Source organism: Micromonospora globbae (assembly GCF_003610785.1).
GTDB lineage: Bacteria > Actinomycetota > Actinomycetes > Mycobacteriales > Micromonosporaceae > Micromonospora > Micromonospora globbae.
In genome coordinates, this window is the sequence record NZ_RAQQ01000024.1 from 42,701 (window position 1) to 61,665 (window position 18,965).

Annotated in this window: 17 protein-coding genes and 2 pseudogenes; 14 read left to right on the forward strand and 5 right to left on the reverse strand. The window is 74.7% G+C overall.

Annotation, left to right across the window (positions count from 1 at the left end):
• Positions 1 to 48 precede the first annotated feature (48 nt).
• Positions 49 to 522, forward strand: a complete 474-nt coding sequence (locus D7I43_RS26555; protein ID WP_120331309.1) for a hypothetical protein — start codon at positions 49 to 51, stop codon at positions 520 to 522.
• A gap of 36 nt (positions 523 to 558) precedes the next feature.
• Here the strand turns inward: D7I43_RS26555 and D7I43_RS26560 are convergent, their stop codons facing one another.
• A complete protein-coding gene (locus D7I43_RS26560; protein ID WP_120331310.1) occupies positions 559 to 1,221 on the reverse strand; it encodes a TetR/AcrR family transcriptional regulator in 663 nt (220 codons plus the stop codon).
• Between the two features lie 109 nt (positions 1,222 to 1,330).
• On the opposite strand from D7I43_RS26560, the gene D7I43_RS26565 reads away from it, so the two are divergent.
• Genes D7I43_RS26565 through D7I43_RS26575 form a run of 3 tightly spaced genes read left to right on the forward strand, consistent with a single transcriptional unit; the run spans position 1,331 to position 4,690 of the window.
• Positions 1,331 to 2,815, forward strand: coding sequence for a flavin-containing monooxygenase (locus D7I43_RS26565; protein ID WP_120331311.1), 1,485 nt, complete (start codon positions 1,331 to 1,333; stop codon positions 2,813 to 2,815).
• Positions 2,808 to 3,749: an SDR family NAD(P)-dependent oxidoreductase gene (locus tag D7I43_RS26570; RefSeq protein WP_120331312.1), complete on the forward strand. Its 942-nt coding sequence runs from the start codon at positions 2,808 to 2,810 to the stop codon at positions 3,747 to 3,749. Before D7I43_RS26565 ends, D7I43_RS26570 begins: the two co-directional genes overlap by 8 nt.
• A complete protein-coding gene (locus tag D7I43_RS26575; RefSeq protein ID WP_120331313.1) occupies positions 3,746 to 4,690 on the forward strand; it encodes an alpha/beta fold hydrolase in 945 nt (314 codons plus the stop codon). The genes D7I43_RS26570 and D7I43_RS26575 overlap by 4 nt, the downstream gene beginning before the upstream one ends.
• A gap of 48 nt (positions 4,691 to 4,738) precedes the next feature.
• On the opposite strand, the gene D7I43_RS26580 is transcribed toward D7I43_RS26575, so the two are convergent.
• Both D7I43_RS26580 and D7I43_RS26585 read right to left on the reverse strand, forming a co-directional pair.
• A complete protein-coding gene (locus D7I43_RS26580; protein WP_120331314.1) occupies positions 4,739 to 6,190 on the reverse strand; it encodes a cryptochrome/photolyase family protein in 1,452 nt (483 codons plus the stop codon).
• Positions 6,191 to 6,279: 89 nt separating this feature from the next.
• Positions 6,280 to 7,458: a low temperature requirement protein A gene (locus D7I43_RS26585; protein ID WP_240033177.1), complete on the reverse strand. Its 1,179-nt coding sequence runs from the start codon at positions 7,456 to 7,458 to the stop codon at positions 6,280 to 6,282.
• A gap of 159 nt (positions 7,459 to 7,617) precedes the next feature.
• Here D7I43_RS26585 and D7I43_RS26590 point away from each other — a divergent pair, with 159 nt between their 5' ends.
• From D7I43_RS26590 to D7I43_RS26605, 4 genes are all read left to right on the forward strand, one after another.
• Entirely contained in the window at positions 7,618 to 8,736 is a 1,119-nt protein-coding gene (locus D7I43_RS26590) for a CapA family protein (protein WP_120331315.1), read from the forward strand.
• Positions 8,737 to 8,874: 138 nt separating this feature from the next.
• Positions 8,875 to 10,752 (forward strand): Xaa-Pro dipeptidyl-peptidase, encoded by a 1,878-nt coding sequence (locus tag D7I43_RS26595; protein ID WP_120331316.1) that lies wholly within the window; start codon positions 8,875 to 8,877, stop codon positions 10,750 to 10,752.
• Between the two features lie 223 nt (positions 10,753 to 10,975).
• Positions 10,976 to 11,638: a GntR family transcriptional regulator gene (locus D7I43_RS26600; protein ID WP_120331317.1), complete on the forward strand. Its 663-nt coding sequence runs from the start codon at positions 10,976 to 10,978 to the stop codon at positions 11,636 to 11,638.
• Positions 11,635 to 12,975: an MFS transporter gene (locus tag D7I43_RS26605; protein ID WP_120331318.1), complete on the forward strand. Its 1,341-nt coding sequence runs from the start codon at positions 11,635 to 11,637 to the stop codon at positions 12,973 to 12,975. The genes D7I43_RS26600 and D7I43_RS26605 overlap by 4 nt, the downstream gene beginning before the upstream one ends.
• On the opposite strand, the gene D7I43_RS26610 is transcribed toward D7I43_RS26605, so the two are convergent.
• Positions 12,950 to 13,369, reverse strand: coding sequence for a hypothetical protein (locus D7I43_RS26610; protein WP_120331319.1), 420 nt, complete (start codon positions 13,367 to 13,369; stop codon positions 12,950 to 12,952). The two genes, D7I43_RS26605 and D7I43_RS26610, sit on opposite strands and share 26 nt — an antisense overlap.
• Before the next feature lie 269 nt (positions 13,370 to 13,638).
• On the opposite strand from D7I43_RS26610, the gene D7I43_RS26615 reads away from it, so the two are divergent.
• Together D7I43_RS26615 and D7I43_RS26620 are read left to right on the forward strand one after the other, a co-directional pair.
• Positions 13,639 to 14,727, forward strand: coding sequence for an S-(hydroxymethyl)mycothiol dehydrogenase (locus tag D7I43_RS26615; RefSeq protein ID WP_120331320.1), 1,089 nt, complete (start codon positions 13,639 to 13,641; stop codon positions 14,725 to 14,727).
• A complete protein-coding gene (locus tag D7I43_RS26620) occupies positions 14,724 to 15,353 on the forward strand; it encodes an MBL fold metallo-hydrolase (RefSeq protein ID WP_120331321.1) in 630 nt (209 codons plus the stop codon). Before D7I43_RS26615 ends, D7I43_RS26620 begins: the two co-directional genes overlap by 4 nt.
• A gap of 78 nt (positions 15,354 to 15,431) precedes the next feature.
• Here D7I43_RS26620 and tsaA read toward each other — a convergent pair whose 3' ends face one another.
• Positions 15,432 to 15,848 (reverse strand): tRNA (N6-threonylcarbamoyladenosine(37)-N6)-methyltransferase TrmO, encoded by a 417-nt coding sequence (tsaA, locus tag D7I43_RS26625; protein WP_120331322.1) that lies wholly within the window; start codon positions 15,846 to 15,848, stop codon positions 15,432 to 15,434.
• Positions 15,849 to 15,943: 95 nt separating this feature from the next.
• Between tsaA and D7I43_RS26630 the strand changes: the two genes are divergently transcribed.
• The 4 genes and pseudogenes from D7I43_RS26630 to D7I43_RS26640 all read left to right on the forward strand — a co-directional run bounded on the left by D7I43_RS26630 (position 15,944) and on the right by D7I43_RS26640 (position 18,831).
• Positions 15,944 to 16,420 (forward strand): VOC family protein, encoded by a 477-nt coding sequence (locus tag D7I43_RS26630; protein WP_120331323.1) that lies wholly within the window; start codon positions 15,944 to 15,946, stop codon positions 16,418 to 16,420.
• Between the two features lie 497 nt (positions 16,421 to 16,917).
• Positions 16,918 to 17,103: pseudogene (locus D7I43_RS34450) on the forward strand (hypothetical protein); the annotation flags it as partial.
• A gap of 78 nt (positions 17,104 to 17,181) precedes the next feature.
• Positions 17,182 to 17,625 (forward strand): annotated as a pseudogene (locus tag D7I43_RS34455) (hypothetical protein); the annotation flags it as partial.
• 615 nt (positions 17,626 to 18,240) lie between these two features.
• Positions 18,241 to 18,831 (forward strand): hypothetical protein, encoded by a 591-nt coding sequence (locus D7I43_RS26640; protein WP_120331325.1) that lies wholly within the window; start codon positions 18,241 to 18,243, stop codon positions 18,829 to 18,831.
• The last annotated feature ends 134 nt before the right edge of the window (positions 18,832 to 18,965 follow it).

An 18,965-nucleotide genomic window follows, 5' to 3' on the forward strand; every position in this document is an offset into this window, starting at 1 on the left:
CCGCGTACCTGACAGGAGGTGTCAGCGACGCGGCCGTAGCGTCCCGGCATGGCATTTCGCGACAAGGACCTGCGCGTGCCGGGACCGGTCACGGTCGCCGGCCGGCGCCTCAAGCGCTACCACGTCGACCAGCCGGAGCGGCCGATCGAACCGGAGGTGGAGAAGGCGGCGTACGAGCTGCTGCCCAGCCTGCTCCCGGAACCCGACGGCACCCTGCCGGCGGGCTGGGTGGTCCTCCACCGGGGGACGGACACCGGCGCCTACCTGCTCGCCTACTGCTGGACGTGGGTCAACCTCGTCGAGGTGCGCATCGCCGTGGCCGGGCAGCCGGTGCTGGGCTGCCCCGACGAGGACCCGGCCCACTTCGTCCCGCTGCACCGGCCGGCGGTGGGCTGCGTCTGGGAACTGGGCGTGCTGGAGCACGAGCGGGCCGCCTGGGCCCGGCACGTGCTCGCACCGGAGCGGCCGGACGTCGAGGCGTACGTCGCCGACACCCGCGCCGAGGGGCCGGTGGGCGCCTGACGGGCGGCGTCGAGGTCGGCGCGGGGCCGGGGTGGTTCAGGCCGGTGGGGGAGCGGCACCCCGGTAGATGGCGGCCAGCCACACGTCGAGCAGCACGTCCACGACGTCCGCCTCGGCCACGGCGGGCCCGTCGCCGGCCAGGGTGGCGTACAGGACCCGCTCGTTCATCGAGTTCAGCGCGATCGCCAGGGCCCGGGCCGGCAGACCGTCGGGCGCGGCGCCCCGGCGGCGCTCGGCCTCGATGGCCGCCTCGGTGCACCGCACCCAGCGCTCCAGCACGGCGGCCCACAGGTCGCGCACCTCGGCGTTGGTGCCGCGCACCTGCGCGCACGCCACCGCGACCGCCCGGTGCGCGCCGAACGTGTCGTGGAACCGGCGGATCAGCTCCCGCCAGCGGGCCGGCGGGTCCTCGGCGACCCGGTCGAGCACACCGGCGGCCGCGGCGTCGGCCTCCTCCGTGACCCGGTCGAGGAGGGTGAGCAGCACCGCGTCCTTGGACGGGAAGTAGAAGTAGAAGGTCGGCCGGGAGATGCCGGCACCGCGGGCCAGGTCGTCGATGGAGATGTCGGCGAACGCCCGGTGCCGCAGCAGGCGCTCGGCGGTGGCCAGGATGGCCCGCTCCCGGTGGTCGCCCGGCGAGCGGCCGGGCCGCCGTCCGCGCGGGGTCCCGCTCCCGGCGGCGGCACGGGCGATCGTCATGGCGGTCGATACTACCGGCTATCAACACCGTGTCGAGAATCTCGACGCGGTGTTGACCGGTGTCGACGGTGGTGGATAGGGTCCGGACCACGCCACCCGGGGAGCTGTCATGGCCTGCGAACACGTCGACGTGCTCATCGTCGGCGCCGGGCTGTCCGGTGTCGGCGCCGCCTGCCACCTGCGGCGCCGCTGTCCGGAGAAGACGTACGCGCTGCTGGAGGCCCGCGACGCCCTCGGCGGCACCTGGGACCTGTTCCGCTACCCGGGCGTCCGGTCCGACTCGGACATGTTCACCCTCGGCTACTCCTTCCGCCCGTGGACCGGCCCGACGTCCATCGCCGACGGCGGCGCGATCCGCGCGTACATCCGCGACACCGCCCGCGAGTACGGCGTCGACCGGCACATCCGCTACCGGCACCGCGTCGTCCGTGCCGACTGGGACAGCGCCACCGCGCGCTGGACGGTCCACGCCCACCGCGACGACACCGACGAGACCGTGCGGCTCACCTGCGGCTTCCTCCACGTCTGCGCCGGCTACTACCGCTACGACGCCGGTCACACCCCGGACCTGCCCGGCCTGGACCGGTTCACCGGGCGGGTCGTCCACCCGCAGCACTGGCCGGCCGACCTCGACCACGGCGGCAGTCAGGTGGTGGTGATCGGCAGCGGCGCCACCGCCGTCACGCTCGTCCCGACGCTCGCCGCGCGGGCCGCCCACGTCACGATGCTCCAACGCTCGCCCTCGTACGTCCTCGCGCTACGGTCCCGCGACGCCCTCGCCGACACGCTGCGACGGCGGCTGCCCGCACGCGCGTACCACGCCGTGGTGCGCGGCAAGAACGTCCTGGTCACCACGGCCACCTACCAGCTGAGCCGGCGGGCCCCCGGCCTCGTGCGCCGGTTGCTGCGCCGGGGCGTGGCCCGGCGGCTGCCGGCCGGCTTCGACGTCGACCGGCACTTCTCGCCCCGCTACGACCCGTGGGACCAGCGGCTGTGCATCGCGCCCGACGGCGACTTCTTCGCGGCGCTGGCCGACGGCCGCGCGTCGGTGGTCACCGACACCATCGACACGTTCACCGCGCACGGGATCCGGCTGGCCTCCGGTGAGGAACTGCCCGCCGACGTCGTCGTCACCGCCACCGGGCTGAACCTGCGGGTGCTCGGCGGCATGGCGCTGCGCGTCGACGGCGTCGAGGTCGACCCGGCCCGGACGGTCGCGTACAAGGGCATGATGCTCTCCGGCGTGCCGAACCTCGCGCTGACCATCGGCTACACCAACGCCTCGTGGACGCTGAAGGCCGACCTGGTGGCCGCGTACGTCTGCCGGCTGCTGCGGCACCTGGACCGCACCGGCCAGCAGATCGTCACGCCGCGCCCGCCACCCGACGACGAACGGGTGCCGCTGATCGACCTGCGCTCCGGGTACGTGCTGCGTAGCCTGGACGCGTTGCCCCGGCAGGGCCGGAAGGCGCCGTGGCGGCTGCACCAGAACTACCTCCGCGACCTGGTGCTCATGCGGCACGGGCGGATCGACGACGAGGGAGTGCGGTTCTCCCGGGCCGGCAGCCCCGAGAGGAGTCCGACGCGTGCGTAGCTTCGACTTCGCCGGGGGCACGGCCGTGGTCACCGGCGCCGCGGGCGGCATCGGGGAAGCCCTCGCGTACGCCCTGGCCCGGCGCGGCAGTCACCTCGTGCTGCTCGACCGCGACGCCGCGCGCCTCGACACGGTGGTCGCCGCGGTCCGCGCCACGCACCCGGACCTGGCCGTCGACCCGTGGGTGGTCGACCTGGCCGACGCGGCGGCGACCGCCCGGACCGCCGTCGAGATCGGGCGGCGGCACCCCCGGATCCGGCTGCTCGTCAACAACGCCGGCGTCGCCCTCGGCGGCCGGTTCGACCAGGTGACCGTCGAGGAGTTCGGCTGGGTCGTCGACGTGAACTTCCGGGCCGTGGTGCAGCTGACGCACACGCTGCTGCCCGCCCTCCGGGCCGAACCGGGCGCGCACCTGGTCAACGTGTCCAGCCTCTTCGGCCTCATCGCCCCCGCCGGCCAGGCGGCCTACGCGGCGAGCAAGTTCGCCGTCCGCGGGTTCACCGAGGCCCTGCGGCACGAACTGGCCGACGACGGGATCGGCGTGACCTGCGTGCACCCCGGCGGGATCCGGACGCGGATCGCCGCCGACGCCCGCGTCGGCAGCGGGGTCGCCATCGAGGAGTACGAACAGGGCCTGCGCCAGTTCGAGAAGCTGCTCACCATTCCGCCGGCCCGGGCCGCCGAGGTGATCCTGCGCGGTGTGGCGCGCCGGCGCGGGCGGGTGCTCGTCGGCTGGTCGGCGAGGGTGCCCGACCTGCTGGCCCGGGTGGCGCCCGCCTCGTACGGTCGGGTGCTCGCCCGCGGCGTGCGACGGCGCGCCGCGCCAGCCCGGCCGGACGTGCCGGCGGCCGAGTCCACCGCACCGGCGCCTGGTGTGCCCGCCCAGCGTCGTGCGTCCCGATCCGCGGGCGACCAGGTAGAGGAGACGGCATGAGCGTGGCAGAGCGGCCCCGTCATGTGACCGTCGCCGGGCGGCGCGTCCGGCACCGGATCGACGGCCACGGAGAGCCGGTGGTGCTGCTGCACGGCATCGGCCGGAGCCTGCGCGACTTCACCGAGCAGCACACGCTGCTGTCCGAGCGGTTCCGGGTGCACAGCGTCGACCTGCCGGGCTACGGCGGCTCGATGCCGATGGCCGAGCCGTACGGCCTGCCGTCGCTGGCCCGGTTCGTCGGTCGTTACCTCGACGTGGTCGGCGTCCGCCGCCCGGCGCACCTGGTCGGCAACTCCCTCGGCGGCGCGGTGGCCATGCAGCTCGCCGTGACCGAGCCGGAACGGGTGGCGAGCCTCGCGCTGGTCACCAGCGCCGGCTTCGGCCAGGAGGTGGCGCTCGCGCTGCGCCTGCTCGCGCTGCGGCCGTTGGGCCGGCTGCTGCTGCGCCCCAGCCGGGCGTCCGCCCGCCGCGTCGAGCGGGCCCTCTTCCACGATCCCACCTTCGTGACCGAGGAGCGGATCGCGCACGCCCTGGAGATCGCCCGCCTGCCCTACACGGCGCGCGTGATGCTGGAGACCCTGCGCAGCCTCGGCGGCTTCCGCGGCGTGCACCCGCGGTGGCGGGAGGACCTGCTCGCCCGCGTGGCGAAGCTGGACGTGCCGACGCTCGTGGTCTGGGGCGACCGGGACCTCATCCTGCCCCCGGCGCACCTCGAGGCCGCCCGCACCCTGCTGCCCGCCGCCCGCACCCACCTGTTCCGCGACTGCGGCCACCTGCCGCAGGTCGAGCGGGCCGAGGAGTTCCACCGGCTGCTGCTCGACTTCTGGGGCGTGCCGGACGCCGCGAGAGGCCCGTCGGTGACCCGCACGGTGTCCGTGAGCGACCTGCCGGGCGGTGCGGGAGCCGCCGGCGCCACCGGCACGCCGGCCGGCGCCGGCTGACGTACGCGGCCGGCGGCACCCGCGCCGGGCGTGCCCGCCGGCGGTGCGTCACGGCGGGGTGCTGCCGCGCTTCTCCTCCTGGGCGAGCACGGCCTCCCGGTGCTCGGGGTCGTCGCGGCGCAGCAGCTCGGCGGCGAGCCGCGGGTCGTCGGCCAGCCGTGCGCGGTTGCGGTGCAGGAACGTCTCGAAGCCGCCCGTGTACGGGCACGCCAGGTCGCCGAGCGCCCGCTCCGGCGAGTACCGGCAGCCCAGGCAGTAGTCGCTGATCTCGTCGATGTCCGTGCCGTCGACCGCGTACGGGCGGGTCTCCACGTGGGACAGGTCGGCGTCGTGGCTCATCCCGAGCACCGTCGCGTTCATCACCCAGTCCGTGCCGTCGACGAACACGCGCTGGAACCAGTCGACCAGCTCGGCCGGGCGCCACCCGCGTTGCAGCGCGTAGTTGCCGAGCACCAGCAGCCGGGGGACGTGGTGCGTGAACGCGTGGTCGCGTACGGCGGCCAGCACGTCGGCGAGGCAGCGCGCCTCCACGGCGTCGGCGTCCAGGTCGGCGAACCACTGCGGCAGCGGCTCGGTGGCGGCCGGCCACCCGGCCCCCGGGCGGCGGGGCTCGACGTACCAGTACAGCTGCCAGAGGAACTCCCGCCAGCCGAGCAGCCCGCGGAGGAACCGCTCCACGGCCGACCGTGGGGCCAGCCCGTCGCGCCACGCCCGCTCCGCGGCGCGCACCGCCGGCTCGGCGTCGAGCAGGCCCAGGTTGAACGACGAGGAGAGCCCGCTGTGGGCCAGCAGCGGGTCCTGCGCGCTCATCACCTCGGCGTAGCGGTCGTACTCGGGCAGCCGGTACCGCAGGAAGTGCGCCAGCCGGGCCTGCGCCTCGGCGTGCGTGGCCGGGAACCGGCGGGGACCGTCCCGGCCCACGAACCGCACCCCGTCGGCGGCCCAGCGGTCCAGGTCGCGGCGTACCTGCGCGTCGATCTCGTCCTCGACGACCGGGGGCGGCGCCGGCACGGGCGACGCGGCGCTGGCCGGCCGGGGCCGGCGCCGCGGTGCGGGGTCGCCGGCTGGGGCGGTGAGCACGCCGTGGTGGCGCAGCGCGTACCGGTAGAAGTCGACCATCCGCAGCGGGCCGCGCCGCCCGTCGGCCCAGGCCGCGAAGTCCGCCTGCCCGGTGACGAACCCGCGCGCCGGCAGCACCGCGAGGCCGGGCACCGAGCGGACGAAGCGCATCGCCGCCCGCGAGTGCGGGTGGCACACCTCCACCGGCCCGCCGACCTGCGCCAGCGCCTCCCGGAAGGTGCCGGTGCGCAGCAGCAGCGCCCGGTCGCCGAGTTCGGCGGCACGGTGCCGGAGCGCCGAGAGGATCAGGTGCGCCTTCTGCCGGTGCAGGGGGCGACGCCGGAACAGCTCCCGCGCCTCCACGAGCAGGACCGGCTGGTCGGGATCGTCGAGGAAATGCGGCCCGAGCTGATCGGCCAGCAGCCAGCGGCGGGGAGACATGGCCCAATTCTGCCCACATCCGGGCGGCTGTGCCCCATACCGGATGGGTACGGGGGTCCGCGTTCCGGACGCCGGCGGCCGGCCTCCGGTCACCTGCGGACGTGTCCGGCGGCGGACGATGTGGACCGCCGCCGGGCCACCACGGTGACCGCCACCAGGACGAAGAGCAGGCCCGCGAGGAGGTGCGCCGGCACCGGCCCGAGTGGGGTGAGCAACGCCAGCGCGGCCACGACCGGGTAGGCGGCGCGCGCCGGACCGTGCTGCTGGCGGCGGACGTGCAGCGCCCAGAGGGTGAGCAGGTAGACGGCCACCGGAACGGCGATCGCGTACGCGCTGCCGACCCCGGAGAGGTGCGCCTGGTGGCGTTCGTGGTCCACCCGCACCGCGAGCCCGGCGCCGACGGCCGCGACCGAGGCGAAGATCAGATAGTGGCCGTACCCCCAGAACAGCGCGCGGCGCAGCCGGGTCGACACCTCGACGGGCCGGTCGAAGTAGAGCCACCAGAGCGCGAACACGATCACGGCGCCGGCCGCCGCCAGGGACCACAGGGAGCGCTGGCCGGCGTCCACACCGGTCTGGACCGCGACCGACGTGGCCAGCACCACCTCACCGAGCACGATGAGGGTGAACAACCCGTACCGCTCGACGATGTGCCGGGGATGCCACGGCGTCATCCCGGGACGCTCGGCGACCGCCGGCACCAGCAGTTCGGCGAGCACCAGCACCACGAAGGAGCCCACCCGCCACCCGTCGGGCAGGTGAAGCCGCAGGATCCAGCCGAGCTGCACGACGGCCACCCCGACCGCGTACCGGACGGCCGCCGCCCGGTGCCCGGGGTCGCCGGCCGCCGCGCGGATCCAGTGTGTGACGGCGGCGAGGCGCATCACCACGTACCCGTAGGTGATCGTCGTGAAGTCGCCCACCTCGAACGCGCGGGGCACCCCGGCGGCGAGGATCAACGCGCCCGCGATCTCCACCAGCGTCGTGATCCGGTAGACGTCGTCGTCGGTGTCGTAGGCGGAGGCGAACCACGTCACGTTCATCCACGCCCACCAGATGGCGAAGAAGACCATCAGGTAGCCGCCCACCGCGTGCCCGACGCGGCCCTCGGCCACGTCGTGGTGCAGGCCCGCGGCCGCCTGCGCCACCGCCACCACGAAGCACAGGTCGAAGAAGAGCTCCAGCGGGGTGGCGCTGCGGTGGGGCTCGTCCGGCCGCCGCGCGGTCATCCGCCGGTACCACGGGCGCACGGACCCGGTCTGGCTCACGCGCGCTCCTCGGGCCGGCCGTCGTCCACACGATAGCCACCCCTCCGGCCGGTCGGGGCCGAATCTCCGGCCCGCGCCGGCCGCACCCGCGAGCGCCGCGGTGCGGTGGATCCGGCGGTACGGCGGATACGGCGGCCGGCCGGGCGCGAGAGTGGTCCGGTGGCCGACGATCGCCTGAGACTCTTCCTCGCCGGGGACGTGATGACCGGACGCGGCGTGGACGCCGTCCTCCCGCACCCGGGCCCACCCGACCTGCGCGAGGAACTGGTCCGGGACGCGCGGGACTACGTCGGGCTGGCCGAGCGGGCCTCCGGCCCGCTGCCGCGCCCCGTAACCCCGTCGTGGCCGTGGGGCGTGGCCCTCGACCTGCTCGACGACCTCCGCCCCGACGTGCGCGTCGTCAACCTGGAGACCGCCGTGACGGGGCGGGGCGCGCACGAGCCCGGCAAGGCCGTGCACTACCGGATGCACCCGGCCAACGTGCCGTGCCTCACCGCGGCGCGGCTCGACGTCTGCGCGCTGGCCAACAACCACGTGCTCGACTTCGGCCCCGACGGTCTCGCCGACACGCTCGACGCGCTCGCCGGCGCGGGCATCGCGACGGCCGGCGCCGGCCGGGACGCGGACGCGGCCTGGCGTCCCGCCCGGGTCCCGCTGCCCGGTGGCCGCCGGCTGCTGGTCTTCGCGGTGGCCGCCGCGTCGAGCGGCGTGCCGCCGTACTGGGCCGCCGGGCCCGACCGGCCCGGCGTGGCCCACCTGCCGGAGGTGACGGCGGCGTCGGCGGACGCGCTCGCCGAGCGGATCGCCGCGCAGGCCGGGCCGGCGGACCGGGTGCTGGTCTCCGTGCACTGGGGGTCCAACTGGGGGTACGCGGTGGCGCCGGAGCAGCGGGAGTTCGCCCACCGCCTCGTCGAGGCCGGGGTCGACGTGGTGCACGGCCACTCGTCGCACCACCCGCGACCCGTGGAGGTCCACCGTGGCCGGCTCGTCCTCTACGGGTGCGGCGACCTCCTCGACGACTACGAGGGGATCAGCGGCCGGGAGGAGTACCGGCCGCAGCTGCGGCTGCTCTGGCTGCCCACGCTCGACGCCGCGACCGGTGAGCTGCGCGAGCTGCGGGCGGCGCCGGTGCGGATGCGCCGGATGCGGCTGGAGCGGGCGACGGCGGACGAGGCCCGCTGGCTCGCCGACCTGCTCACCCGGCTCGGCGAGCCGTTCGGGGTGTGCGCCGACGGGCTGCTGTCCGCGACCCGCCACGGGGCGGAGGGACGGGGGTGAGGCCGGCGGATCGGCGGGCGCCCGTCGTTCGACGGTGATCGACGTGAGCGCCGCGCGAACCTAGGATCGGGGTGAACCGATCTTCGGGATCGCCCCCTGGCCGCACCCCGGCCACCAGCCCGACCGAAGGGAGACGCTGTGCGTCGACCCCCCTATCTCGCCCTGCTCGGCGTCGGAGTCTCCGGCGTCCTGGTCCTCAGCGCGGCCCCGGCGGCGGCGGCTCCCCGGCCCACGGCCGCCGCACCGGGCATCGTGGTCAGTGACGGCATGACCCAGCCGGTGTTCTCGCTCGCCGACGCCATCGAGGAGCGGGTGTACGTCCAGACGCCCGTGGACACCGACCACGACGGCCGCCTCGACCGGGTGGCCATCGACATCTCCCGGCCCCGGGAGACCGCCACCGAGGGCTTCAAGGTGCCCGTCATCTTCGAGCACAGCCCGTACCGCAAGGACACCTGGGGCGACGTGCCGTACCCGAGCGTCCTGGTGGACGAGCTGCCGCAGAACGGCGTCACCCGCTCCGGGCTGCGTTCCCTCGACATGGGGGTCCAGCGCGCCGAGGCGAAGGCCAACCTGCCCGGCTCGCTGGACGACTACTACGTCCCGCGCGGCTACGCCGTGGTGCTCGGCCAGAGCGTCGGCACCGCCGACTCGGACGGCTGCCCGACCAGCGGCGACCAGGCGGAGACCCTCGGCACCAAGGCGGTCATCGACTGGCTGAACGGGCGGGCGAAGGCCTTCGACGCCAACGGCGCGCCGGTCACGGCGGACTGGACCACGGGCGCGGTCGGCATGACGGGGGTGTCCTACAACGGCACCCTGCCCAACCAGGTCGCCACGACCGGCGTGGAGGGACTCCGGACGATCGTGCCGGTCTCGGCCATCAGCAGCTGGTACGACTACTACCGGGCCAACGGTCTGGTCGTCGCCCCCGGCACCTACCAGGGCGAGGACACCGACGTCCTCGCGCAGTTCACCGCCGGGCGGGCGCGGGCGGAGGGGCGCTGCGCCGACGAGATCGCCGCGCTCACCGCGGAGCAGGACCGGGTGACCGGCGACTACTCGAGGTTCTGGGCCGACCGTGACTACCTCGACGCCCGCCGCGTGGAGGCCAGCGTCTTCGTGGTGCACGGCCTCAACGACTGGAACGTGAAAACCGAGCACTTCGCCGGCTGGTGGGACGAGCTCGCGAAGCGTCACGTGCCGCGCAAGATCTGGCTGCACCAGGGCGGGCACGGCGGCCCCGGCAACAACGCGTCGGTGACCCTGCCGGACGGTCGGACGTGGACCTACAAGCAGACCGAGAACCGCTGGTTCGACTACTGGCTGTGGAACGTGCCCAACGGCATCATGGACGAGCCGACCGCGGTGCTCCAGCGCGAGGACCGGGTGTACACGACGTACGCCAACTGGCCGGACCCGGCCGCCCGTGAGGTGGCCGTGAAGCTGGCCGCGACGGACGCCGCCCGGCCGGGCACCCTCACCTCGGGCCACCGGCCGAAGGCCAGGGTCGAGCAGAGCTTCGTCGACGAGGGCCGCACGATCCACCCGGACACCCTCGTGGCCGACCCGGACGCGGCGAGCCCGAACCGTCTCGCGTACCTGTCCCCGGCGCTGACCGACGAGGTCCGCATCTCCGGACGCCCGGAGATGCGGCTGCGGATGGCGATCGACAACAAGCCGGACGCCAACCTCACCGCCTACCTGGTCGACTACGGCCCGGCCGGCTCGACGGCCGAGCCGAGGGTGGTGACCCGGGGCTGGATGGACCCGCAGAACCGCACGGACCCGTCCCGCACGCGGCCGGTCAAGCAGGGCAAGCTGTACGACTACCGCTGGACCCTGGAGCCGAAGGACTACGTCTTCCCGGCGGGCCACCGCATCGGCGTCGTCGTCTTCTCCACCGACCAGGAGTACACGCTGCTGCCGCTGGGCGGCACGAAGCTGCGGGTCGCGCCGAACGACAGCGAGGTGCGGCTGCCGGTGGTCGGGGGCCGGACGGCGCTCGGCTTCTGAGAGCGACCGCCGCCGCGCCGCGGCGGTGAGGTGAGCAGGTGGGGCGGCCTCCGTGGCCGCCCCACCGGTGTCTGCGCCGGTCGACGGCGCCCGCCCCGGCGACCGGCCGTCACCGGCGGCGGTGGGCCGACGACGCCCGGCACACCGGCCGCCGGAGGTGGTAGGCGCCACGTCGCGCGGCCCACCCCGGCACGCGCTTCCACCATGGGCGCACGATAGATACATGACGCATCCCTCGGCGCCCTCCCGGGCCGCCGCGCCGTCCGCCGCGGAGCGCGCGTACCGCCACCTCAAGCAGGCCATCCTCGAGCAGGTCTACCCCGGCGGGTCGCTCGTCAGCGAGGGGGAGATCGCCGAGGCGACCGGTGTCTCCCGGACACCGGTGCGCGAGGCGCTGCTGCGGCTGGAGTCGGAAGGGCTCGTGAAGCTCTACCCGAAGCGGGGCGCCCTGATCCGGCCGGTGTCCGCCCGCGAGATCGCCGACGTCGTCGAGGCCCGCCGCCTGGTCGAGCTGCACGCCGCCGAGCGGGTCTGGGCCCGCCGCGCCGAGCTCAGGGCCGACCTCGGTCGCTGGCTGACCGAGATGCGCGCCGCGCACGCGGCCGGTGACCTGAGCGCGTTGATGGCCGCCGACCGGGCCTTCCACGCCACCGTGGTGGACGCCGCCGGCAACGAGATCCTCGCCGAGCTGTACCAGCGGCTGCGCGACCGGCAGCTGCGCATGGGCGAGGCGAGCTTCCGCCTCTCGCCCGGCTGGGCCGACGTGGCGCTGACCGAGCACGCCGCGCAGCTCGCGGCCCTCGACGACGACGATCCGGCACGGTGGCTGGCCGCCGTCGCGGCACACATCGACAACTCGGCGACCGTGCTGCGGACCCTGCGGTGAGCGCCGCCCCCACCGTCTCCCGCCGCTCCGCCCTGCTCGTCTGGGGCGTGGCCCTCGCCGCGTACGTGGCGGCCGTCTTCCACCGCAGCTCCCTCGGCGTCACCGGGGTCGACGCCGCGGACCGGTTCCACATCAACGCCTCCGCGCTGGCCACCTTCTCCGTGGCCCAACTCGCCGTGTACGCGGCGATGCAGATCCCGGTCGGGATGCTGCTCGACCGGTTCGGCTCGCGGCGACTGCTCGTCGTCGGCGGCGTGCTCATGGTCGCCGGCCAGCTCTGCTTCGCCCTCGCCACCGACGTGCGGCTCGCCGTCGTGGCGCGGATCCTCGTCGGGCTCGGCGACGCGATGACCTTCATCAGCGTGCTGCGGATCGTGACGTTCTGGTTCCCGGGCCGCACCAACCCGCTCGTCGTGCAGCTCACCGGCACCCTGGGCCAGCTCGGCGCGATCCTCGGCGCCGTACCCCTGGTGGCGCTGCTGCACCACGCCGGCTGGACCCCGGCGTTCCTCGTCGCCGCGGCGCTGGGCGCGACGGCCGTGCTGCTGGTGCTCGTCGCCGTGCGGGACACGCCCCACCGCGAGACCGCCCCGGGGTCACCCCGGCCGGCCACGGTCCGCCCGGTCCTCGCCGCCGCCTGGGCCCACCCGGGCACCCGGCTCGGCCTGTGGACGCACTTCGTCACCCAGTTCTCCGGCACCGTCTTCGCCCTGCTCTGGGGTTACCCGTTCCTGGTGCAGGGGCAGGGCCTCACGCCCACCGCGGCAGCGTCCCTGCTCACCGTGATGACGGTCGCGGGCCTCCTCGTCGGCCCGCTGCTGGCCCACCTCTGCGGCCGGCACCCGCTGCGCCGCTCGGTGCTGGTCTTCACGGTGGTGGCCACCACCGCGGCCGCCTGGACCGTGGTGCTCGCCTGGCCCGGGCCCGCTCCCCGGTGGCTGCTCGTCGTGCTGGTGCTCGTGCTGGCCGTCAACGGCCCCGCCTCGATGATCGGCTTCGACTACGCCCGGACCTTCAACCCGGCCAGCCGGATGGGCAGCGCCTCCGGCATCGTGAACGTCGGCGGCTTCGTGGCCTCGATCATCCTGGTGCTCGCCGTCGGCGTGGTGCTCGACCTCGCCACCCCGTCCGGCCGTGGCACGCCGGGCCTGGCCGCGTTCCGCTGGGCGTTCGCCGTGCAGTACGCGCTCTGGGCGCTCGGCGCCGTCCAGGTGCTCCGCTACCGCAACGCGGCCCGCCGCCGGCTCGCCGCCGACGCGGCGTCCGCCGAACCGGTCACCCTGCCGGGCGCGGCCGGCGGGGCAGTGGCCGTCAACCGCGCGAGCGGCGGGGCGTGAGGCCGTCGAGCACCAGCGTCAGCCCGGCGCCGACCAGCCAGACGTCCTTGGCCAGCCCGGTGCCCGCCTCGGTGGGGCGTACGCTGCCGGGCTGGCGCAGCCCCGGCGTCTTCAGGTAGAGCTGCACCAGGCCGGCGCCGAAGGCGGTCAGCCCGAGACCGACCAGGGCCGACGGGACGAAGGGGACGAGCAGCGCCGCCCCCAGCGCCACCTCGCTGTACGACAGCAGCTTGGCGAACCGGTCCGGCGGGATCTGCCGCAGCTGGGGGATGGCGCCGACGGCCATGCCGTGCATCCCCTGCGCCGCCTCGCCCTCCAGGTTCCGCTTCGACAGGCCCGAGTTGAGCACGAACGCGCCGACGGCGGCGCGGAGCGGCACGTGTGCCACCTTCATGATTACTCCCTGCGGTGAGAGTCGGACCGTGCCCCCGCCTACCCCGGGGCCGGCCGAGCTAACCCGCCCGTACGGCGTCGCCCGCCGGTCCGGTGCGCCGGGCTGGTCCGGTGTGCTCGGGCTGGTCCGGCGTGCTCGGGCTGGTCCGGCGTGTCGGGGCTCTAGGCCGGGCGCGAAGATCGCGATAGGTTCAGCCCGGGCCGACCGGCGGTCGTGCCGCGCGCCGACCGGCCGCCCCCGACACCACCGCTTGAGCAGGAGGGGAAACCGTGAGCCAGGAGGTCCGGGGAGTCATCTCCCGCAGCAAGGGCGCGCCCGTCGAGGTCACCACCATCGTGGTGCCGGACCCGGGGCCCGGTGAGGCGGTCGTCCGGATCCAGTCGTGCGGGGTCTGCCACACCGACCTGCACTACCGCGAGGGCGGCATCACCGACGACTACCCCTTCCTGCTCGGGCACGAGGCGGCCGGCATCGTCGAGGAGGTGGGCGAGGGTGTCACCGAGGTGTCCCCGGGCGACTTCGTCATCCTCAACTGGCGGGCGGTCTGCGGGGTCTGCCGGGCCTGCCGGCGTGGCCGCCCCTGGTACTGCTTCGCCACGCACAACGCTTCGCAGAAGATGACCCTCACCGACGGCACCGAGCTGGCCCCCGCCCTGGGCATCGGCGCGTTCGCCGAGAAGACGCTCGTGCACGCCGGGCAGTGCACGAAGGTGGACCCGGCCGCCCGGCCCGCCGCCGTGGGGCTGCTCGGCTGCGGGATCATGGCCGGTCTCGGCGCGGCGATGAACACCGGTGGCGTGACCCGCGGCGACTCGGTGGCCGTGATCGGCTGCGGCGGTGTCGGGGACGCGGCCGTCGCGGGCGCGGCGCTCGCCGGCGCGACGACGATCGTCGCGATCGACACCGACGCGCGCAAGCTCGACTGGGCCCGCCGGTTCGGCGCCACCCACACCGTCGACGCCTCCGCCGAGGACCCGGTCGAGGCGATCCGCGCCGCCACCGGCGGCTTCGGCGCCGACGTGGTCATCGACGCGGTGGGCCGCCCGGAGACGTGGAAGCAGGCCTTCTACGGCCGCGACCTCGCCGGGACCGTGGTGCTGGTCGGCGTGCCGACCCCGGAGATGACCGTCGAGGTGCCGCTGCTCGACGTGTTCGGCCGCGGCGGCGCCCTCAAGTCGAGCTGGTACGGCGACTGCCTGCCCAGCCGCGACTTCCCGATGCTGACCTCGCTCTACCTGCAGGGCCGCCTCGACCTCGACGCGTTCGTCACCGAGGAGATCGCCCTGGACCAGGTCGAGGAGGCGTTCGCCCGGATGCACCGCGGCGACGTGCTGCGGTCGGTGGTGGTGTTCCCGTGACCGCCCGCGTCGACCACGCCGTCACCTCCGGCACCTTCTCCCTCGACGGGCAGACCTTCGACGTCGACAACAACGTCTGGGTGGTCGGCGACGACGACGAGTGCGTCGTCCTGGACGCGCCGCACGACGCCGACGCGATCCTGACGGTGGTGGGGGAGCGCCGGGTCCGCGCGATCCTCGCCACGCACGCGCACGACGACCACGTCCGGGCCGCCCCGGCGCTGGCCCGGGCCACGGGGGCGCCGGTACTGCTGCACCCGGCCGACCGGGTGCTGTGGGACCTGGTCCACCCGGACGTGGCACCCGGCGGCGACCTGCGGGACGGCGCCACCGTCGAGGTGGCCGGCATCGCGCTGCGGGTGCTGCACACCCCAGGTCACAGCCCCGGCGCCTGCAGCTTCCACGCGCCGGCGCTGGGCGCCGTGTTCACCGGCGACACCCTCTTCGCCGGCGGACCGGGCGCCACCGGCCGCTCGTACAGCGACTTCGGCACGATCATCGAGTCGATCCGGACCCGGCTGCTCACCCTGCCGCCCGAGACGGTCGTCCACACCGGGCACGGCGACGACACCAGCATCGGCGCCGAGGCGCCGCACCTCGACGAGTGGATCGCGCGCGGCCACTGACCCGAGGCGGTCGTGGAGTCCGGGACCGCCGCCGGTGCCGGCGGCGGTCCCGCGAGCGCCGCCCGCCGCCGCGGGCGGTCAGCGCTCGTCCTGGCCGCCCAGCACCGGCTTGACGTCGAGCACCGGGGTGCCGTCCAGCGCCTCCAGGTCCGCCACCCGCACGCGCAGGCCGTCGACGGCCAGCAGGCGTACGCGGTGCAGCCCGATCGGATTCGGCCGGTGCGGCGACCGGGTGGCGAACACACCGGTCTCCGGCCGGGACACGTCCCCGCGCGGGTGCACCGTCAGCACGTCCCGGCGGGCCCGGTCGAGCCAGGTGAGCACCAGCACGTCGGTGCCGGGGCGCAGGTCCCGTACGGCCGGCGCGACCTCCGGCACGAAGACCAGCCAGGACTCGGGCGCGCCCTCGTCACCCTGCTTCGGCGCGGTCGCCGCATCGGTGAGCGGCGACTCGACCCAGCCGACGGGCCGCAGGACGTGCCGTACCTCGCTCATCCGGGCTCCTCGCCGTACGCCATGGGGTTCCACACCCTATCGTCCGGTCCCGGCCGCCGGGGCCCGCGTGTCCGGGGCGGCTAGGATCGGTCGGCGTGCCCCACGATGCCGCCGACCGTCCGCCCGCCGTCCGTCAACTCCGGCTCGTCGTCGAGGCCGAGGACTACGAGTCGGCGGTCGCGTTCTTCCGCGACGCGCTCGGCCTCCCCGAGCAGGCCGCCTTCTCCGGTGACGGTGACGCCCGGGTCGTCATCCTGGACGCCGGACGGGCGACCCTGGAGATCGCGAACCCGGCGCAGAAGCGGATGATCGACGACGTCGAGGTGGGCCGGCAGGTGGCGCCTCGCATCCGGGTCGCGTTCGAGGTCGACGACGCCAGGGCCGCGACCGCGCGCCTGGTCGCCGCCGGTGCGGAGGAGATCGCCCCGCCGACCGTCACCCCCTGGCAGTCGCTGAACGCCCGCCTCGACGCGCCGGCCGACCTCCACATCACCGTCTTCCAGGAGCTGCGCACCCTCGAGGAGCGGTCGACGCTCGACGGCTTCGGCACCGACGGCGACCGGGAGCGCTGACCCCCGGTCGATCCGCTGGGCGGTTGCCGCTCGCACCGCTGCGGCGCCGCCGACACCGGGTTGGAATCACCGCCCTCCCGCCGCTGTTGGTGACGCGGGCGGCTTCGGTGGTGCTGACACCGGCATCCTGGTCGCCCGCGCTCGCGTCGACCCGTCGCCCGCTGCATGCGGCTCGGCCCCTGTCGATGCGGCGTTTCCGCCACGCCCGTTGCCTGTCGGCTCGACTGATCAATATCGGACCGGTCGCGTCGTCCGTCGGGTTCGCGTCGCCTGACCGGACGGCACGACGCGGCGTCTCGGCCGGCCTGTGCTGACTGTCCGTGTTCCCGAGGTGACCGGGATCGCATCCGGCCGGGGCCCGCGCATATCCGGAATGACCGACAGGCCAACCTCGTTGTGTCCCCCGTACCGCCCGAGCACAAACCCATTTCCGGTGCGGACATCCCCCGAGGAGTGCTCATCCCCGAGCGCTTCGCATGATCGAAAGGGCAACCATCGTGAAGCTGGACTTCACTCGATGGCTCCCGGCCATCGCGAAGGACTCTTACCGCAAGACCGCACTGAGCGTCGTGGGTGTTGCCGCCATCGGCGGCCTCGCACTCGGGCCGACCGCAGTGGCCGCCCCCGTCACTGCCGGACCCCACGAGGGTGCCATCGCCGCCATCGACCTCGCCACCGGCAAGCCGGGGGCGGAGCGGCACGACGACCAGGCCAAGTCGGGCCTGACCACCGGGTCCGGCCACGGCAACCCGTTCAGCGCCAAGCCGAGCCGGGACAAGCTCGTCCCGTACGGCGTCCAGGGCGCCCAGTCGCGCATCCCGCTGGACGACGCGCAGCTCTCCAACGCCAAGGCCATCATCGAGGCCGCCAAGAAGACCGGCGTGGGTGAGCGGGGCGCGGTGATCGGCGTGGCCACGTCGCTGCAGGAGTCGAAGCTGTACAATCTCGGCCACCTCGGCGCGTACAACGACCACGACTCGCAGGGCCTGTTCCAGCAGCGCCCGTCGTCCGGTTGGGGCACGCCCGACCAGATCACCGACCCGGACTACTCCGCCACCGCGTTCTTCAACGCGCTGAAGAACGTCGACGGGTGGCAGGGCCTGCCGCTGACCCAGGCCGCGCAGACCGTGCAGGTCTCGGCGTACCCGTTCGCGTACGCCCAGTGGGAGGACCAGGCGGCGGACATCGTCCAGCAGCTCTGGTGAGTGTGTCGACATTCGGCCGGTCCCGGTAGGGGCCGGCCGTTTGTCGTGTTCGGGCCGGGCGCGCCGGCGCTGGGGGCGGTCTGTTGCGAGCTGCTGCGCGGCGCCCCGCTCGGGCGGCCCGGGTCCGGCCATCCGGTATGCCGGGTGTCGGCCACATGGGGTGGACCTGCTCGCCCCGTGCGGTGGCGGATCGCCGGCTGTCCGGTATGGGGTGGTCTGGGGTGTGGCCGGTGGCACTCGGGGGCCGGAATCGTGGGCGGGCCGGGGTCGTTGAACACCCCTGACGGCCGAGGCAGCAGGCCCCCCGGCCTGCGTGGCCCGCCCGATCGGCGGGACCCCCGGGAATGATGGCCGGCCGCCGGTCGTTGCACCCTCATCCACGGCCCCGGTAGGGCACCGCCCCGCCGCCGCCCCCCGGCCTGGCGCCGGGGAATGACGGCCGGCCCCGGGTCGTTGGATACGGACCCGGCCCGGTGCGGCACCCCCGCCCACCACGCGCCGTGGAACCCCCCGAGACTTCCCCCCCTTTCGAGCACCCCCGTGCTCGTTCCCCTGAGATCCACGCCCTGATCCCCCGAACGGGTGTGGACCTTCACCCCCTGAGGAGCTTTGATCATGAACACGATCCTGCGGAAGAGCATGCTCAGTGTCGCTGGTCTGGCGTTCGCCACCGGTGTGGCCGCCGGCCCCGTGACCGCCCACGCCGCCCCGGTGCACGAGGCGAAGCCCGTCGCGGTCGTCCACACCGACAAGCCGGGCGTGGACACCGGGAAGCTGATCCCGCACGGCACCCAGGGCGCCCAGTCCCGCATCGCCCTGAACGACGAGCAGACCGCGAACGCGAAGGCGATCATCGCGGCGACGAAGAAGAACGGCCTGCCCGAGCGGGCGGCGGTCATCTCCATCGCCACGAGCCTGCAGGAGTCCAAGCTGGAGAACCTGGGCCACCTCGGCGACCGCAACGACCACGACTCGCTGGGCCTGTTCCAGCAGCGCCCGAGCTCGGGTTGGGGCACGCCGGAGCAGATCACCGACCCCGAGTACTCCACCACCGCCTTCCTCAAGGGCCTCAAGCAGGTCGACGGCTGGCAGGACATGCCGCTGACCGACGCCGCCCAGACGGTGCAGGTGTCGGCGTACCCGGACGCCTACGCCCAGTGGGAGCAGCAGGCCGCTGACCTGGTGGCCCAGCACTGGAACAGCTGACAACCGCAACCACACGATGGCCGGCACCCCGAGGGTGCCGGCCATCGTCGTGTCCCGGCCGGCCCCACCCCGTCCCGGTGATCATGAGGTTGGCGGGGGCGAGCCGGACATTCCTCCCCGCCAACCTCATGATC

Excerpts from the sequence above, each read along its gene's own strand:
- D7I43_RS26555 (WP_120331309.1), top strand. The coding sequence starts at position 49 with ATGGCATTTCGCGACAAGGACCTGCGCGTGCCGGGACCGGTCACGGTC.
- D7I43_RS26560 (WP_120331310.1), bottom strand. The coding sequence starts at position 1,221 with ATGACGATCGCCCGTGCCGCCGCCGGGAGCGGGACCCCGCGCGGACGG.
- D7I43_RS26565 (WP_120331311.1), top strand. The coding sequence starts at position 1,331 with ATGGCCTGCGAACACGTCGACGTGCTCATCGTCGGCGCCGGGCTGTCC.
- D7I43_RS26575 (WP_120331313.1), top strand. The coding sequence starts at position 3,746 with ATGAGCGTGGCAGAGCGGCCCCGTCATGTGACCGTCGCCGGGCGGCGC.
- D7I43_RS26580 (WP_120331314.1), bottom strand. The coding sequence starts at position 6,190 with ATGTCTCCCCGCCGCTGGCTGCTGGCCGATCAGCTCGGGCCGCATTTC.
- D7I43_RS26600 (WP_120331317.1), top strand. The coding sequence starts at position 10,976 with ATGACGCATCCCTCGGCGCCCTCCCGGGCCGCCGCGCCGTCCGCCGCG.
- D7I43_RS26610 (WP_120331319.1), bottom strand. The coding sequence starts at position 13,369 with ATGAAGGTGGCACACGTGCCGCTCCGCGCCGCCGTCGGCGCGTTCGTG.
- tsaA (WP_120331322.1), bottom strand. The coding sequence starts at position 15,848 with ATGAGCGAGGTACGGCACGTCCTGCGGCCCGTCGGCTGGGTCGAGTCG.
- D7I43_RS26640 (WP_120331325.1), top strand. The coding sequence starts at position 18,241 with ATGAACACGATCCTGCGGAAGAGCATGCTCAGTGTCGCTGGTCTGGCG.